At 54.0% G+C, this 15,428-nt stretch carries 18 protein-coding genes; 8 read left to right on the forward strand and 10 right to left on the reverse strand.

Features of this window, described 5'->3' with window-relative positions:
• The 5 genes from ACIF4X_RS18005 to gspG form a co-directional block, all read right to left on the reverse strand.
• On the reverse strand, positions 1-1,109 hold a 1,109-nt coding region (locus ACIF4X_RS18005), incomplete at its 3' end, for a secretin N-terminal domain-containing protein (RefSeq protein WP_397483174.1).
• Positions 1,106-1,651 (reverse strand): type II secretion system protein GspM, encoded by a 546-nt coding sequence (gene gspM, locus ACIF4X_RS18010; protein ID WP_397483175.1) that lies wholly within the window; start codon positions 1,649-1,651, stop codon positions 1,106-1,108. The genes gspM and ACIF4X_RS18005, both read right to left, overlap by 4 nt.
• The gene (gene gspL / locus ACIF4X_RS18015) at positions 1,644-2,822 is read right to left on the reverse strand and encodes a type II secretion system protein GspL (protein WP_397483176.1); all 1,179 of its coding nucleotides are present in this window, start codon (positions 2,820-2,822) and stop codon (positions 1,644-1,646) included. The genes gspM and gspL overlap by 8 nt, the downstream gene beginning before the upstream one ends.
• The gene (gene gspK, locus ACIF4X_RS18020) at positions 2,819-3,778 is read right to left on the reverse strand and encodes a type II secretion system minor pseudopilin GspK (protein ID WP_397483177.1); all 960 of its coding nucleotides are present in this window, start codon (positions 3,776-3,778) and stop codon (positions 2,819-2,821) included. Before gspK ends, gspL begins: the two co-directional genes overlap by 4 nt.
• Positions 3,779-3,786: 8 nt before the next feature.
• Complete coding sequence (gene gspG / locus ACIF4X_RS18025; RefSeq protein WP_038368790.1) at positions 3,787-4,245, reverse strand: type II secretion system major pseudopilin GspG; 459 nt, start codon at positions 4,243-4,245, stop codon at positions 3,787-3,789.
• Positions 4,246-4,392: 147 nt separating this feature from the next.
• On the opposite strand from gspG, the gene gspI reads away from it, so the two are divergent.
• The 3 genes from gspI to ACIF4X_RS18040 all read left to right on the forward strand — a co-directional run bounded on the left by gspI (position 4,393) and on the right by ACIF4X_RS18040 (position 7,888).
• Positions 4,393-4,779 (forward strand): type II secretion system minor pseudopilin GspI, encoded by a 387-nt coding sequence (gene gspI / locus ACIF4X_RS18030; protein ID WP_397483178.1) that lies wholly within the window; start codon positions 4,393-4,395, stop codon positions 4,777-4,779.
• 1,050 nt (positions 4,780-5,829) lie between these two features.
• On the forward strand, positions 5,830-7,362 hold the full coding sequence (locus tag ACIF4X_RS18035) for a hypothetical protein (protein ID WP_397483179.1): 1,533 nt from the start codon (positions 5,830-5,832) through the stop codon (positions 7,360-7,362).
• A 136-nt stretch (positions 7,363-7,498) separates the two neighbouring features.
• Positions 7,499-7,888 carry a hypothetical protein gene (locus ACIF4X_RS18040; protein ID WP_397483180.1) on the forward strand — a complete coding sequence of 130 codons (390 nt, stop codon included), beginning with the start codon at positions 7,499-7,501 and terminating at the stop codon, positions 7,886-7,888.
• Positions 7,889-8,045: 157 nt separating this feature from the next.
• Here ACIF4X_RS18040 and ACIF4X_RS18045 read toward each other — a convergent pair whose 3' ends face one another.
• Positions 8,046-8,405, reverse strand: a complete 360-nt coding sequence (locus ACIF4X_RS18045) for a DUF6124 family protein (RefSeq protein WP_099758868.1) — start codon at positions 8,403-8,405, stop codon at positions 8,046-8,048.
• A gap of 591 nt (positions 8,406-8,996) precedes the next feature.
• Between ACIF4X_RS18045 and ACIF4X_RS18050 the strand changes: the two genes are divergently transcribed.
• The 3 genes from ACIF4X_RS18050 (at position 8,997) to ACIF4X_RS18060 (ending at position 11,936) form a co-directional block, all read left to right on the forward strand.
• Entirely contained in the window at positions 8,997-9,869 is an 873-nt protein-coding gene (locus ACIF4X_RS18050) for an ion channel (RefSeq protein WP_397483181.1), read from the forward strand.
• Positions 9,869-10,687: a nucleotidyltransferase domain-containing protein gene (locus ACIF4X_RS18055; RefSeq protein ID WP_397483182.1), complete on the forward strand. Its 819-nt coding sequence runs from the start codon at positions 9,869-9,871 to the stop codon at positions 10,685-10,687. The genes ACIF4X_RS18050 and ACIF4X_RS18055 overlap by 1 nt, the downstream gene beginning before the upstream one ends.
• Positions 10,688-10,991: 304 nt before the next feature.
• Positions 10,992-11,936: an HNH endonuclease gene (locus ACIF4X_RS18060; protein ID WP_397483183.1), complete on the forward strand. Its 945-nt coding sequence runs from the start codon at positions 10,992-10,994 to the stop codon at positions 11,934-11,936.
• Between the two features lie 128 nt (positions 11,937-12,064).
• Here the strand turns inward: ACIF4X_RS18060 and ACIF4X_RS18065 are convergent, their stop codons facing one another.
• From ACIF4X_RS18065 to ACIF4X_RS18075, 3 genes are all read right to left on the reverse strand, one after another.
• On the reverse strand, positions 12,065-12,598 hold the full coding sequence (locus ACIF4X_RS18065; RefSeq protein ID WP_397483184.1) for a HEPN domain-containing protein: 534 nt from the start codon (positions 12,596-12,598) through the stop codon (positions 12,065-12,067).
• A complete protein-coding gene (locus ACIF4X_RS18070) occupies positions 12,595-13,734 on the reverse strand; it encodes a DUF262 domain-containing protein (protein ID WP_397483185.1) in 1,140 nt (379 codons plus the stop codon). The genes ACIF4X_RS18065 and ACIF4X_RS18070 overlap by 4 nt, the downstream gene beginning before the upstream one ends.
• Before the next feature lie 303 nt (positions 13,735-14,037).
• Positions 14,038-14,469: a type II secretion system protein N gene (locus tag ACIF4X_RS18075; RefSeq protein WP_397483186.1), complete on the reverse strand. Its 432-nt coding sequence runs from the start codon at positions 14,467-14,469 to the stop codon at positions 14,038-14,040.
• Positions 14,470-14,589: 120 nt separating this feature from the next.
• On the opposite strand from ACIF4X_RS18075, the gene ACIF4X_RS18080 reads away from it, so the two are divergent.
• Both ACIF4X_RS18080 and ACIF4X_RS18085 read left to right on the forward strand, forming a co-directional pair.
• Positions 14,590-14,694, forward strand: coding sequence for a prepilin-type N-terminal cleavage/methylation domain-containing protein (locus ACIF4X_RS18080; protein WP_397483187.1), 105 nt, complete (start codon positions 14,590-14,592; stop codon positions 14,692-14,694).
• Positions 14,695-14,718: 24 nt separating this feature from the next.
• Complete coding sequence (locus ACIF4X_RS18085) at positions 14,719-14,856, forward strand: hypothetical protein (protein WP_397483188.1); 138 nt, start codon at positions 14,719-14,721, stop codon at positions 14,854-14,856.
• Between the two features lie 59 nt (positions 14,857-14,915).
• On the opposite strand, the gene ACIF4X_RS18090 is transcribed toward ACIF4X_RS18085, so the two are convergent.
• Positions 14,916-15,230: a hypothetical protein gene (locus ACIF4X_RS18090; protein WP_397483189.1), complete on the reverse strand. Its 315-nt coding sequence runs from the start codon at positions 15,228-15,230 to the stop codon at positions 14,916-14,918.
• Positions 15,231-15,428: the final 198 nt, after the last annotated feature.

Raw genomic sequence — 15,428 nt, forward strand, 5'->3', positions numbered from 1 at the left:
AGCACAGAACGCGCACTGTCACTGGTGCCGCTATCACTCTCACCCGTGAGCAAACCACGCAGTGCCTGCGCCAGTTTCGCCGCTTGCGCATTACGCAGATAAACCACATGCAGATTGCTCGGATTGCTCTGCGCGTTATCCAGTTTGTAGATCAGATTACGCGCCAGTTCCGTGCGCTCCGGACTGCCAGCGCGAATGATGATGGTGTTGGAGCGCGGATCACCAATCACCGCAATTTTCTGCGTCGGATCATTGCCCGGCGCATCGAGTAAATCCGCCACCATCGGCGCAATGTCAGCGGCAATGCCGTTCTGGATCTGCACCACATCGGTGTCAATCGCACTGGGCGAATCAATGCTCGCAATCAACTGCGCAACGCGAGTCAGGTTCTCCGCGTAATCGGTGATAACGATGGTGTTGTTGCCCGGATAGGCGTTGATCGGATTATTCGGCGACACGATCGGCCGCAGCACAGGAATCAGGTTCACCGCGTTCTCGTATTGCAGGCGAAACGTGCGGGTGAGCATGCCGTTGCCGGCCGGTTTGTCGGCGCTGTAAATCGGCCCGCCGAGCAACTTCGCATCCGCCTCCGGCACCACCTGCGCGACACCGCCAACATCGACCACGCTGAAACCCTGCATGCGCAACGCCGCCAGCAACATGTCGTAAGCCTGCCGCGCCGGCACCTGACCTTCCGAGACCAACGTCAACGTACCCTTCACCCGAGGATCGACGAGAAACTGCTGCCCGGTCGAACGCGCCAACGCCCGCACCACCGCTTGAATATCGGCGTCGACAAAATTCAGCGTCACCGGTTGATCGCCCAAAGGATTGCTTGGCAACGCGATGCCCGACGCCGCAGCGCCACTGCGCCCACTCTTGCTGATGTTGTGCAATGGCTTCGGCGCCGGTCGCGCCTGAGCCTGTGCGCGTTCGCGGTCGAGCACCGCGTCACCGCTGCGCTGGGTGTTGGCCAGCGGCCGCCCGAGCTCACTGTCGACCAGCAACGGCGGCTGATTCTGTGGTGTGCTGGTGTGGCTGCACGCGCTCAACGCCATCAGCAACATCGGCAACGCCAGACGTGCCGGTTTGGATCCTGACCCCTTCATGAAGCTTCCTTAGCGCCCAGCGCCTGATCCATGCGAACGGTGCCTGACAAAGTGCCGGCAGTGACTTCGGTCGAGGGGTTGTCTGCGCGTTGCAAACGGGCCTCGACCACTTGCAGAGAAAGTTGTGCCGGGTTGCTCAACAGCCAATCGAGCACGGCGTCGGCCGGCGCCGCGTCGAAGGTCAACTGCCAGGCGCCCTGTGCCTCCTGTAATTGGTAATGCCCCGCCAGGCCGCTGGCCTGCAGGGTCTGCTCCAGCGACTGCGCCACGCTTTGCCCGTCCGGGCGCACGCTGACTTCACGCAACAGCACCTCCAGCGCTTCGGTCTGGGCGCGCAGCTTTGGCGTTTCGGTTTGCCAATAGGTGATTTTCTTTAGCGGTGGTTGGATCAGCGCGATCCACAGCAACAGGCCGATCAGCGCGATGGCCATGCCGGCGACCATGCGCTTTTCACGCAACGCCAACGGCTGCCAGCGCGCGTGCACCTGAGCGTTAAAACGCTGCCACTTGGCGCGGTACAGCGCGAGCGAGGCCTTATTCATCTTCTTCTGCTCCGCCGCTGTCATCGCTGTCGCTTGGGGTGGCTTCAGTGGCCGGACGCAAGGTCCAACCTTCATCATCTGCCGTCACGCTGATACCGGCCTGGGCCAACGTGCTTTGCCACTCCTGATCATTGCCGCCGCGACGGGCTTCACTCAGCAGACTCAGTTGCAACGTGCCGTCGACAAACGCCAACCGCTCGACACTGCCCGCCATCGACGGCATGCCGCTGCCGGCCTGCAACACCAGACGATTGAACGTCTGCGCCGGATCATCCGCCGCGCCCTTCTGCCGCGCTGCCAGTTGCTGACGCGCCTGTTGCAACGGGTTGAGGATCACCGGCAACTCGGGAAATGCCTGTTTTACCCGGAGGTTCATCTGGGTTTTCAGTTGCTGGCCCTGCCCGGCCTCGCGCGCGGCATACAGGTTCAAACCGATCACCCACACCGCCACAGCCAACGCTGACAGGGCGACCGCCCTGCCCCAGCCGCGATGCTCGGTTTGTTGCTGCTGGACTGCGCCGTGCAGCCCCCAACCCGGTAGCGGCCCAGTCCAACGCTGCGCATCCGCCATCGGCAGTTCAGCACCCGACGGTGGTTGATCCCCGATCCAGTGCAAAGTGACGCCCGGTTCCCAAACAACACCGTCGAGGCCGTCATCAAACAACGGCTGCACCCGCGCCACTTGCACGCTGTCGCGCAGCAACAAATGCCCGTCCTGCACGCACGCGACGGTGCCGGGCAACACCGGCAAACGGTACGGCGCCGGGTAGAGTCCGCGCAGGTTCAGCCCAGCACTTTTCAGCAACTGGCCAAAGCGCAACAGGTGCTGCCGAGGCGCCCAGGCGATCTGCACCTGCCCGGCCTCGTCCCGCGCGCTGTGCGCGATGTGCATCTCGCTGCTGTCGCCCAGCATCAAGGCCTGCGCCGCACACTGCACCGCCGCAACAATCTTGTTCGCAGGCAACGGCGGTAAATCGAGACTCGCCAACAGGCTGTCAGCCGGGTGCAGAAAACACACCAGCGGCGGCAGTTTCGATTGCTGGCTCAACTGGCTCAGGCCGAGGCGCTCTTCCCGCGTGACCTGCCCCTGACGATCCAGCCAAGCGCAGTGCAATTCACTGTGCAAATCCAGTTCCGCCAAGGGCGGCAACGCGACTTTCAACTGACTCATACGCCCACCCGCGACCAGATCACCTGCGGCAAGCGGTCCTGGCTGCGATGCAGCAACGCCTCAAGACTGACCCGCCGCTGATCGCGCCGCGCCTCGCCGCGCAGGCGAAACCAGTCACTGGTGATGCCGACCTTGACGCTGGTCAACTCCAGTTGCGGCATGCGCAAACGGTTAACGAAGTCGCCCCGGTTGATAAACCAGCGCCCGGCATCGCGCTCGGCGATCAGCGCATTGGCGCGCTCCAGCGACAGCCCAGGCACATACGCGGCCAAGACCGGCGCGGTGGCGGTGTTGCCGTTAAGCCAAGTGGTCGCCGGAATCACCGTCAGGTACGGCGCCAGTTTGCCGATCACCGCCTCATTCACGCCGTCGACACTGCGCAAATCATCGATGCTGCGCAGCATCGGCAACGTCGGCTTCTGCGGTTTGTGTGAAGCGTTGGGCGAGGTGGCGCGACCACTGTCGAAACCGCTTTTCGGCGCCTCGGCAATCTGCGCATTCAGCAGTCGTGGGTAGGACGCAATCACCCGCTGACTGATGCGCTGACTCAACCCGGCGCTGACTCCGATCAACTCGCACAATCGCTGAAACGCCGCGACCTGCGCCTCATCGACCCGCTCGTTGGCCACCAGATTGCGCAAGTTGAACTTGCCCTGCTCATCCTCCAGTCGCCCCTCAAAACCTTGCGCGGAGAGTCGCTGCGCCCACGGCTGATCGAGCCGGGTCAGCGGGTCGCGCTGACGTGCATCCCACAGCAATTGACGGCTGATCTCCAACCCGCCCTGCACCAGCCAACGCCCCTGCACCCGCTGCTGATCCGCCTCCAGCGCCCGGGTCGCCACGCTCTGGCGCGTCAACATGCCCGCCGCAATCACCGCCACCACGGCCGCAATCAACAACGCGCTGATAATCGCCATGCCCTGTTGCTTCGCCCCCTCAGGCGAGCGGCTGTTCATGGCCGGCCTTACAACTGCCAGGAACCGATATCGGCATTCACGCCGTCGCCGTCAGGCTGACCGTCGGCACCGAGGGAAAAGATGTCGATCTCACCATTGGCGCCGGGGTTGAGGTACTGATAAGGACGACCCCACGGATCGTTCGGCAAGCGCTCCAGGTACGAGCGCCAATTGCTGTTCTTCGCATCCGCCGGCCGCTCCACCAACACCTTCAGCCCCTGGTTCATGCTCGGGTAAGTGCCGTGATCGAGGCGATACAACTTCAACGCCTGCATCAACCCACCAATATCCTGCTTCGCCGCCGTCGCCCGCGCCTGATCCGGCCGGTCGAGCACCTTGGGCACCACCATCGCCGCCAAAATCCCCAGAATCACCACGACCACCATGATCTCGATCAGGGTAAAACCCTGCTGCCCACGCGGCGTGCGCATCGGTTGCTGAAGCGATTTGAAAGGTGCGATATCCATCTCGACATTCCCTGGCTTGATTCGATTCGACGCGCAGTGTTGCAAGAAGATATGTCAGGGATGTTGAAAATCCTCGGGTGTTTTCGTCGTCAAGCCGTCAAGGACGCGGGTTAGCGTCGAGGGCTGGGTTTTGGTTTTGGGCCATGTATGCGTGCGCGTTCGCGGGAAGAGGGTTTCACGTTGATTGAGGTGCTGGTGGCGCTGGCGATTATTGCCGTGGCGATGTCGGCGGCTGGGCGGGTGGCGGGGTTGATGACGCAGAGCAGCGGGGTTTTGCGGGATCGGTCGGTGGCGATGATTGCGGCGCAGAGTCGGATGGCAGAGTTGCGGTTGGAAGGCAGGTTGCCGATGGGTATGAAAGCGCTGGATTGTGATCAGGGGCGGCTATTGCTGCGCTGTGAACAGCTGATCAGCGCAGCCGAGAACGGACGTCTACTCAAGATTGGTATCCAGGTATTTGACCGGAATCAGGATGCGCCACCGTTGGCCAGGCTTGAGACGTTGTTGTCCCGAACCGAAAGCCCCTCACCCTAGCCCTCTCCCAGAGGTAGAGGGAACTGATTCGGGGATGTTCGAGAGCTACACCGACTTGAAAGCCATTCATTGAATCCAAAATGGCCAAGCTCACAAAGCCAAATCGAAGGTCCTTCACCGAACCATAATCGCCAAAATCTTCCAGGTCGACGTACCCCGCAAGACACCTCGGTCGGCCCACTCTCCCTCCGGGAGAGGGCTGGGGTGAGGGCCGCTTCAACTCGCGCCCCCAGATCACCAAAGCAATAATCGCGAAGGCCCTTCACCAAAACCATAATCGCCAAAATCTTTCAGGTCGACGTACCCCGCAAGACAACTCGGTCGGCCCCCTCTCCCTCCGGGAGAGGGCTGGGGTGAGGGTCGCTTCTAATCACGAATTCCCCAGAACAACCACCCGATCAATCAACAGTTGATCCCGACACCTACATCACCCCGGCAAGATTCGGGCGGGTTGGGTGTTGGTTTGATCATGGTAAAGCTCCTTGATGACTGGAGCCGCCACCGTTCGCGGTCAAACAAACAGGGGGGCAGCTGTACGCGGGTTGACCGACCGGACATCAAGGAATCCGGCACACCCGAAGGTGTCCCACGCACAGCCACCGCGACATGATTTCAGACAATGCCTGAACACGTGCAGAACGCTGGCGCGCCTTGATGTTGGGCGGACGGTCAAATCCGATCGCTGATTCGTCAGCGACCGGACCACAATAGAACCCACCCCCAAGGCGCACAAGCCGGCGGATTCTGGCGTAGCTGTAGGCAAAGGCGCAAGGATGTGTAGCCTGAGAGAGTGTCTGGAAATGTCTTTTTAAACGTTGGTGTTTATCGAGATAGCCTTCCACCACTTGGCCCTAAATAGATCCGCCCCCTTATCCAAGGCGCCCACTGTCGCGGGTCAGGTCTATTGCGACTTTAGTCACTGTCGAAAACGGGAAGTAATGCAGGTAGTATGCGGCGGCCTTGTGCCACTATTATCAAGGCCGCGCTACACCTTGATAGAGCTGACCTACCCCCCTACTTTTCCCCGCGAACCTGGAACGGTGACACGCAATGGATGCAAGCACTCAGAAGATCGAACTCTACGGCCACGCCCTCGACACACCGCAGAGCAAGCTTGATACCAACCTGGTCAGGCAAGCATTCTCGACGATTGCCTCGACATGGTCGCGGAAAATCAATGGCGGCTTCTACGACCTGTTTTCCGACCTGGATAACCTCTACGAAGACGGTGACGACCTGGCACACGAGATCCGCATCCAGGCAATTGGTCAAAGTATCAAACTCACCGTGGCCCACGGGATCTACGATATCGACGAAGAACGTTTCTATGACGCCTTCATGGAGCGCTACGACTCGTGGGATGAAGACTTCGGCGTATTGGCCGAGCAATACGAGGCCATTGTCGAGCGCACTGCCGAGCAGGATGCGCATCGCACCAATCGCCGCCATGGCCGCCGCCAATGGGTAGGCTACGGCTCAGAGAAAGCGGTATACGATGCCGACGCGAAAAACCTCATGTCCAATATTGGTCATGGTGTATTCAACCTGATGGCCAAAGGGGTCAGCGCACTCGGCAACTCGTTCAAGAAAGACGAGATTTTCAAGAGCCCGGCAACGGTCAAGGCTTTTGCAGACGGTGCCAGCAATATCGTCAATGCGGCGTACCTCGCGACGCTCGACGCCATCAATGCCGACTCACCCGGAAAGTTGCATGGCTACTCGAAGGACGAGATCAGAAAGTCCCAGGCGATTACCGAGAACATTGAAAAAGGCCTGATCCCCGACGATGCCGTGCTGCCGTCGGCGATCAAGGCGATCAGTGCATATCCCTACAACGAGCGCATCTACCCGATCCTGCTGCGCAAGTTCGGCGGTGATCAAGGGCGGCTGGATGATGTAGTGGAGTTTTTCGGCATGGGAGGCCTGCTCAAGGAAAAGCAAACGCTGATCCAGGAGCAATTGCGCCAGTGCGATCTGAGCACGGTGGAAAGTTTCAATGCCAGTCGTCCGAACATCGAGCGCTATGCGCAATTCATCTGTTTCGACCGTATCGATGAACACTGTGAGCGAGTGATCGAGAAAATCGTGGCGCGCGAGACTCAGACAAGCTCGCCATCTGCCATAACTTCCGCACTACCGGGCGCCGCAAAACACAGCGCCAGCGGGTTGACCGTGGCGATGGCCGTCGAGGGTTTCAGGTCCAATGCCGACCACAAGTTCTATGCAGCGCCGGACTTGCCGGCGAAGAAAATTTTGACATTCGAATCCAAAAACGCGCTGAACATTGCCAAGGACGAGGTGGTGTTCTACTTCGACGACACGGTGTTTGGTTCCGGCGACAAGGGCGTATTGGTTGATCTTGAGCGCGTGTATGCGTACTTGCCATTCAAGGAGTCGCACCGCGTGGCACATGCTGATATCGCCGACGTTACCATCAGCGGCCTGATGAATAAAAAGCTGACGATTGCCAAGCGTGATGGAACCAAAGTGGATGTGCCACTGACCCAAAGCAACAAGGGCGCGACCAGCCTGTACGAGGCCATTCTTAAGCTGGTGCGGTTGAGAGAGGCGGCGGGGAACTGATTTATCAGGTCTGCCGAAGTTCAAGGTCGGTGACATACCGGGCGCGATACCGAAAGCAGCAAGAAACTGACCCGCAACCTTACGCCGAGTATCCGAAGTGTCTGTCGAGTTGAAAATCGGAGATAGGAGCCATCAAATGAAGGCTTCGATCCTCGTACTTGTCGCGCTTTATTGCACGGGTATCAGCGCAGCGTTTGCCGATGACTCACAGGCGCCAAACGACAATCGCAAGCCAACAGGCATAGTCGTCGGTGAGCGTTTGGTTGCGGTCAAGTCCAAGCTAGTCAAACAAGGATGGAAGCCGACGCGTATGCACACCACCGACGGCTATGAATACAGTGGCCTGGAGCGGGACTTGGCTGCACGCGAGTTCTTCGAACTGGATGCCTGCTCGTTTGATAGCTCGCGCTGCGTCTTGTACTACGCGAAGAAAGGAACTTGCCTACGCGTCGATACCATCGGTGAGCAATTCAATGACATGACCGTGACGCGATGGACCCGCGAATGTCCTGAAGCGCCTCAATAACCATACGAAGACAGCACGGTAATAATCAACTGCTCCCACAGGTTCCAGCGTCGTACACAACATCTGCAATCAGCATAAAACCCTGTGGGAGCGAGCCTGCTCGCGAAGGCGCCAGAATGAACACCCGATCAATCACCAGGTGATCACGGCACCCGCATCACTCCGGCAACTGCAAATTATCCAGCGCCCGATTCACCGCCAACTCCCCGAGCATGATCAACTGCGCAATCCCCGCCAGCGCCTGGCGCTGCGATGCCGGCAACAGGCTGGAGACGTTCTGGGCGATGGTTTTGGCCGACGCGAGTGTTGCACTGGCATCGACCAGCAGTTCTTCGGTTTTGTTGTCCGCCGTCACGGCGTACATCCCACGGTTTTTACGTGGGGGCGGCGTGGAACCGGGTGGACAGAGGTAATGGTCGAGCGCGCGGTCGGCGGCTTCGTGGAGTTTTTTTGAGTCGATGGATTCGTAGGGGGAAACCGAGGCGGTTTCGGGCGGGTTGGGTGTTGGTTTGATCATGAGTGAATCTCCAAATCATAGAAAAGGAGCCATCATCTTTCGCTACCAAACGAAGGGGTGGTGGCCATACGAAGGTTGGTAGACCGGTGACTTGGAGAACCGGCGCGCCCGAAGACGCCCTGCGCATGACCACCATAAATACACAGCCCCAAAAAGGCCTGTATCGGGTGACGCTATGCGCCAAGTCTAAGCCGGGCTACCAAACCCGATCGCTGATTCGTCAGCGACCGGACCACAATAGAATCCGACCCAAAAGCGCACAAGCCGGCGGATTCTGGCGTAGCTGTAGGCAAAGGCGCAAGGATGTGTAGCCTGAGAGAGTGTCTGGAGATGTCTTTTTAAACTCCGGTGTTTACTACTCTGATCCTCGATGGTGTTATCCGAGCGTGTGTGATTACCTAACAGGCATGTACAATCCAACAAAAGCGTGGGGCTAAAATGCGCCGCAGATCACGTCAGGGATGTTGACATATGCTTGGCTTGAAATCGAAGCCGCTCGGCCGTGTCGCCAACCGGTCTAAGAGATGCGCAATGAACACAAATGGGTTCTGAGAAACCAAGAAATGGTAATCAGGCAATGGAGTTGAATGAGTGCTAAACAGGATAATAGTCAAGTTAATAGCGGCAGTGAAAGAACGGTTAGTCCCGAGGGGAAGCCGAAACTTTGGAATATCTGAAAAAATCACAAAGCACGCCCACATTCAAACCCTGCCAAACACGCCTGAAATTTCGCTATCCTTCATTGAGTTTTATTTTGAAAACATAACCCCCAAGGAAAGACAGATTTCAGGAAAAATTTTTACGAAATGCATATTCTCCCATCAAATCATAGAAAACTTCACTTTTACGAACTGCAAGTTTTTAGACTGCGTATTTAATGGTGCATATTTGACAGGAGTCGAGTTTCACGACTGCGAATTCCGCGAGTGCTTCTTCTACAAGACAAAGTTTAAAGACACATACGTTGATCCAGTATTTTTCCATTTTACAAAAAAATGGCACTGGATCAGCGCCAATATAAATTCAGGTTTTTTTCAATCCCTGTATAGCAATTACAAAAACATGCATCAGGAAAAATTTGCGATGGATGCAGACCGGAGATTTCAATTTTATCGGAGATATCAACATCTATATGGACGGAATCCCAGTATCTACAAATTTGTAAAAGGCTTATTATTCGACTACTTTTTGGGGCATGGTTATGGAATCACGAATAGCCTTGTTGTAACGGCTATATCAATCCTCAGCTTTTCTTGGCTTCTTCACGGAAAATTAACGCCTGGCAAAGAAGATTTTTTTGAAACTCTCTACTTTACAGTTGTTTCATTGACAACAGCTGGATACGGCGAGATCACGCCCCGCCATGAAGTTATCCCTCTGACAATTACAATGATTCTACTACTTTCATCAATCGCTTGGTGCGCATTAGTCACCGCAATCATTGTAAAGAGGATTGTGAAATAGTGCCATTCGCCATCATTCAATGTGGGTCTACTGCTAGGGGCGATGCGAACGCCAACAGCGATGTGGATATTATTTGCGTCTGGTCGGGCAAATCGCCTGACTTTACCCGTCTTATTCACCAGTACGGCGAGCTAACCTTTTATTCTGTAGAAACGATCCGCCGGATGCGAGCCAAAGGCTCTCTGTTTTTGACACATTTAGATGTCGATGGTGTTCTTATCGATGGTGACAAATCCTTACTCGAGGAATTTCGCGGTTTTCGCCCATCAGCCAGCCAGGTTCGAAGTCTGTATAAAAATACAGCTCGCGCTGTAAGTAACTTGGACTGGTTTCCTGACAACCCCTCCGGGGAACTTTGGCTTTGCGATGTACTTTACGTCGCCCTTAGAACCTGCCTTTATTGTAAGAATGCAGCGGCAGGCATTTACACATTTGGCTACCTTGATGCGTTGAAAGCTAGAAAATTAAACACAAATCAAATCGCAACGATGGCTCTTCTTAGAGAAGGTAAATATCGCTATAGAAAATCGACCGCCGATTTTAGCAACGCGAGATTCGACTTTAAAACCAGCCTAGCCGCCCAGGCGTGCTTCGCAGTTTTGTCCAAGCCAGTCAAAATAGTCAGAGGCGGTAAGACAGACTGGGCAAAGCTATCCTTGCGAGACTATTGGGGTGAAAGACTAATAGAAAGGGCTATTTTGAACAATGAACATCAAGATGATGAGTTTATGCTGAAAATAAAACATCACAACTACAACAAAAGATCTCTCAAATCTGACATCTCCAGAATTGTAGACATGCATAGATTTACCAATTAATCCGCGACGAACTTAACTCCGACAGACTTTACAGCACAAAAAAGAATAACCATATTTCAATCACAAAGAAAAAGAACTGCAGATTTTCCCGAAAGGTAACAACACATATTTTCACTACTGAGAAATTTAGTTCATCATCATTACCGATACTCTAAGCTGAGAGTGTGCCCGGCGATAGCACTCACATGATCCCAGCCAAAACAGTGATGGAAGCTTCCTTAATTTTTAGAGCTCATCTGTGTTGGCAAATACAGCATTTCGACCATTCGCTACTCCTTCACCCCTGAGCCAGAGAGGCCTATTTTTGTCCAGACCATCTATCCCAGCTGAAATCCGTCGCGCTGTCCTAGTAGAAGCTGGCCATCGCTGTGCAATTCCTCGGTGTAACCAAACGGAGCTTGATGTACACCATATCGTGCCGTGGGAAACATGCAGAAAACATGAGTACTCCAACCTGATAGCGCTCTGCCCGCTCTGTCACCGTCGTGTTCATAATGGTGACATTGACCGCAAGGCTCTGCATATCTACAAGGAAAATTTGGCTAAAGAGTTTGGAAAGCACGACAACGGCAGCTTCCAGGCGGAGGTTATTGAGTACAAGCGCCGATTGAGCGAAGTGAACGATGGCGCTCCCGGGTTCACCTTCCAATTCGAATTTCCAGATTTTCCGAATCCTGTAGAGAGGATCGTATCTCGAAATATCGAAGCGTGGGGCTTAGAGCTACTTGCTGATTTTCGTAATACTCAGGAGCATTATGACAAGCATCCTCAAGAGCTTGAGGGCACACTAATGAACATCAGGGCTGACCTGTCGGGTCACTACCGAGTCATACGGAGGGACGAGAAGATCATCAGTATCAGGTACAGCATTGACACCTATTATACCGGTGCCGCTCATGGCCGAAGAGGTACGCGCGTACTGAACTACACATTGAAGCCGTTTCGCCCAATCACACTTGAATACCTTCTTGGCGACCTCAATCGCCTCCCATTGCTCGCAGCATTAGTTCGCCACAGGCTAAGTGAAACCGGACGCTACGACGCTAAATGGCTCATTACAGGCACAGAGCCTGAACCAGAAAATTTCTCCTTGTTTAACATCGAGCAATATGGCCTGACATTCACTTTCCCCGAGTACAAAATCGCCAGTTATTCAGAGGGAGTACAAAGAATATTCGTGGACCTATACTCACTATCAAGCATTTGTGACCCGCATGCGCTTGAAGCAATCAAAGAATTTAATCTCTAGCCATTAAAAAGCTGTTCAGCACTTCGAAAAAATATCAATTTATTCTTCAAAACAATAGATAGAAATTATTTCTTGAAACTTTAAATGGGACTGTTTCATTTTCATAAAATCAATCAGCCCCACCATTCTTACTCCAGCTCATTCACCGGCTCATCTTCCCCCTCTTCGAACTCATGATTAACGACTTGATCAAGAATGCGCAACACCTCGCATCCACCTTGATAGCATTCTATTGTATCTTCGATTTCGACATTTGGGGAACCGCCATGAGCGAACTCATTTCTTGCTTTAACCAGCTTATTTAGCGCAGTATTGAATTTTGGCTTGTCACTTAGACCAACTAGCTCTTCAAATTTTTTTCGCCATCTCAAGTCAAATTCTGAAAGAATGTTCTCAATTTGCCCAAGACGAGGATTGAACGAGCTGTCACGAATCTTCTTCTTTACAAAATTTCTGGCCTGTATAGCGCATTCGGCGTCGACTTTGTCTGCGATTATTTTTTTAAATCCAACCTCGATCGCTCCCGAGGCCCTTATTACGGCATAGCGTCGCATATAAGGTGTGGGGGTGGCACCCGCCCCCATTCCCACCAATAATTGTCTTATACCTTCAAGCTCCTGACTACATAATTCAAGCTGTTGTAACACCTCCTGATTTATCATTGAGATGCTCCTTTGAAAAACTCCCTGTACATCTGTCCAACTCGATTACGAATGGTTTCAGTACGCATGGTCTCAAAGGAAAGATTATTTTGAAGCCCTTTGTCTTGTAAGGCTTTTCTACGTCGCGCAGATAAACCTTCTGAACAATCACGCGCAATATTACGCCGTATCCCCAGATCAACAGCAATCATGACTGAATCGAAAATGGTCGCGCTAAATGCAGGGACCACTCGATCAGGGTTGCTTGGTGATAGGTTGTGGAAGGCTTCAACGCCTAAATTATCGTGAATGTAGCGTGTCGCCGCTAAAAATCTATCCCGGAATGCGTCGCAATAATCGACGCGATTATGCACCCCCATGTACTGGTTAAGATATTTTTTTAGCGAAATTCTAGAAGGCGCTTTTGTTGGATCCAGAGAGGCCAAGTCAGAAATAGCGAAAAATCGTAAGATACACTCCATATCTCGCATCCTGGAATCAGCTTCCTCTCTACCCCATAGCTGCCGCCAAACTGGGTCTTTGTTCAATTCAAATAATAAGGAGTTGAATGGACCTTGATATACACAGTTACGTATCTCTTGCGGTAGCAAAGATCGACCACCAGAGTTAATTCGCTCGAAAACTTGAAAAAGACTAGTATCGCCGTCGGTTGGGGATTTCTGCATAAAAACGATGGCATGAATAGTTGTATTTCTGATCTTACGCTGCTCTTCAGGCAGAAGCTCTAAGAATGCTTTCCCCTTCCAGCGCTCATGAATTTTTTCGCTTTTTGAAAGCTTGAATACTGATCCATCTTTTGTAAACACACCTTTTACATAATCGCGCACCGTCATCAATCTTTGATAACCATCAATTATCAAAAGCTTTTCATCGTTAGTTTTTGCTAAAAATATGCTCGGGACAGGGAGCCCAAGCAGAATGGAGTCTATGAATCTTGAAGCTTCCGACTTATCCCAGACATAGTTTCGTTGCAGTTCAGGCTTTACAAGTTCGTTATCGTCATAGCGACTTATTAATTCGCGAAAGCTTAAATCTGCACCCCATGATGAAATTTCAAATAAGTCATCATCGCTATAAAAGTCTTCATTTTCTTCTGAAGGTAAATCTAAAGTTACGTTGCTCTCGTCAGTGCTCATGCTTAGCGTCCTGTGCGTCATGATGGCAATATGCCCCGGCGTTCAGCAACATAGCCGAGCCTTAAATGTTTCGCAACGAAAAGCGTGGTGGCACCCTGCCTCGCCGCTAACAACATAGACCCAGGTGAGGTACCGCTTCTGGCCCAAAGAGGCTTAATCTGAGCGTCCGCTAATGGCCAATAGCAAGCATTAGCGGCGACCTACTCTGGTCAACTCCGACTGAGAATCCTTCTGGTTGTCTGTTTGCTTTTTTTGCACAAACATCTGAAATTGCAACCATCTTAAAAGCGAATCCACCCTACCTCACCGCCTCACCAACTCCGGCAACACCACCCCCTCCGCCAACCTCTCCACCTCCAACCTTACCCTCTCCCCACCCTGCTCAATCACCACCCCATCCCCCTCCACCGCCACCAACTTCACCCCAGGCCCCACCCTCTCCCCCTGCAAAAAACTCCTCGGCGGCCCGTCATTCAAACTCAGTATCGCCACCGCCCCCCGACTCCCCGCCATCACCCCGCTCACCTTGATATCCATCGGCGCCGTTTGATTGGAAAACCACTGCAACGCCGGGCTATCACTGCGCGCCGCCAGCAATTGCGGGGCCGCTGCCGGGGTGTGGGATTCGGCGGAGGTCAGCAGCAGCGACGACCACGTCGCCACGCCGACCAGCGCGGCGAGCAGCGCGAGGGCCTGGACCATTTGGGGTGGGGAAACGCGTGCGGTGAAGGTCATGGGTTGAATCTCCTTTTTATCCCTGCTGCCAGCCTACGCGGCAATTCTCTCCGTTTTATTTCACACGCCTTACAGGTTGGCCGTGCACGATGGCGCAGGACGCAAAGGAGCGCGCGCGCGATGAACAGGCAACAGGGTTTTACGCTGATCGAGTTGATGGTGGTGCGGGTGATCATCGCCGGGGCCGGGTTGAGACGCGGAGCAATGAGCGTTCGATGGCCCTGATTGCGAAGTTTGCATGGCCGGGTTATGCGGTTGTTGCGCAGTGAACAGGTCATTGGCGCGGCGGGGAATGGGCGGTTGCTCAAGGTTGGCGTGCGGGTGTTTGACCGTAGTCAGGACGCGCTACCGTTGGCCACACTCGATACCCTGCTGAGCGGCCCATAAGGCTCCTGAGCTTAGCCCTCATATTTAGAAAAGGACTAGGCCAGGAGCCATTTTTTAGCCTACTTGTTTGGAACCACAGTGAAGTTCCAGGAATGGGACTCTTCTCCAGCACCGTATAGCGCCTTGGCTCTAATGCTGTGCGAACCCACGCTCAATTCACTCAAGGAAAAGGTCCAGTTGCCCATTGGATCGACAACGACTGCACCTTTGGCAAACGTGCCATCAAACACTTCAACTTTCTGCGTTGCTTCCGCGATACCGGCAAGAGTCACGCGGGTCTCGGTGGTTTTACCGCCATTCGCAATTTCAACGCCGTTGGCTCCTTTGACCGAAGTGATAGTGGGTGCAGTTGCATTAGGTTGGGATGTCGACATGGTGAAAACTCCGATAGTGAGATAAATGGAACGGAGTAATTCAACGCTGAAAAACGCAAATGCACACCTGTCAGATCTGACAGGTAGCGGTCCTTTTTCGACGAGCGGTCGTCTTCACTCAGGGTCGGTCAGCGCGAGTACCTGGACCATTTGTGGTGGGGAAACGCGTGCGGTGAAGGTCATGGGTTGAATCTCCTT

It is taken from the genome of Pseudomonas sp. NPDC085632 (assembly GCF_044541255.1).
Taxonomy (GTDB): domain Bacteria; phylum Pseudomonadota; class Gammaproteobacteria; order Pseudomonadales; family Pseudomonadaceae; genus Aquipseudomonas.

Excerpts from the sequence above, each read along its gene's own strand:
- ACIF4X_RS18045 (WP_099758868.1), bottom strand. The coding sequence starts at position 8,405 with ATGATCAAACCAACACCCAACCCGCCCGAAACCGCCTCGGTTTCCCCC.
- gspK (WP_397483177.1), bottom strand. The coding sequence starts at position 3,778 with ATGAACAGCCGCTCGCCTGAGGGGGCGAAGCAACAGGGCATGGCGATT.
- ACIF4X_RS18035 (WP_397483179.1), top strand. The coding sequence starts at position 5,830 with ATGGATGCAAGCACTCAGAAGATCGAACTCTACGGCCACGCCCTCGAC.
- gspL (WP_397483176.1), bottom strand. The coding sequence starts at position 2,822 with ATGAGTCAGTTGAAAGTCGCGTTGCCGCCCTTGGCGGAACTGGATTTG.
- gspI (WP_397483178.1), top strand. The coding sequence starts at position 4,393 with ATGCGTGCGCGTTCGCGGGAAGAGGGTTTCACGTTGATTGAGGTGCTG.
- ACIF4X_RS18085 (WP_397483188.1), top strand. The coding sequence starts at position 14,719 with ATGCGGTTGTTGCGCAGTGAACAGGTCATTGGCGCGGCGGGGAATGGG.
- ACIF4X_RS18075 (WP_397483186.1), bottom strand. The coding sequence starts at position 14,469 with ATGACCTTCACCGCACGCGTTTCCCCACCCCAAATGGTCCAGGCCCTC.
- ACIF4X_RS18065 (WP_397483184.1), bottom strand. The coding sequence starts at position 12,598 with ATGATAAATCAGGAGGTGTTACAACAGCTTGAATTATGTAGTCAGGAG.
- ACIF4X_RS18090 (WP_397483189.1), bottom strand. The coding sequence starts at position 15,230 with ATGTCGACATCCCAACCTAATGCAACTGCACCCACTATCACTTCGGTC.
- ACIF4X_RS18080 (WP_397483187.1), top strand. The coding sequence starts at position 14,590 with ATGAACAGGCAACAGGGTTTTACGCTGATCGAGTTGATGGTGGTGCGG.
- gspG (WP_038368790.1), bottom strand. The coding sequence starts at position 4,245 with ATGGATATCGCACCTTTCAAATCGCTTCAGCAACCGATGCGCACGCCG.
- ACIF4X_RS18040 (WP_397483180.1), top strand. The coding sequence starts at position 7,499 with ATGAAGGCTTCGATCCTCGTACTTGTCGCGCTTTATTGCACGGGTATC.
- gspM (WP_397483175.1), bottom strand. The coding sequence starts at position 1,651 with ATGAATAAGGCCTCGCTCGCGCTGTACCGCGCCAAGTGGCAGCGTTTT.
- ACIF4X_RS18070 (WP_397483185.1), bottom strand. The coding sequence starts at position 13,734 with ATGAGCACTGACGAGAGCAACGTAACTTTAGATTTACCTTCAGAAGAA.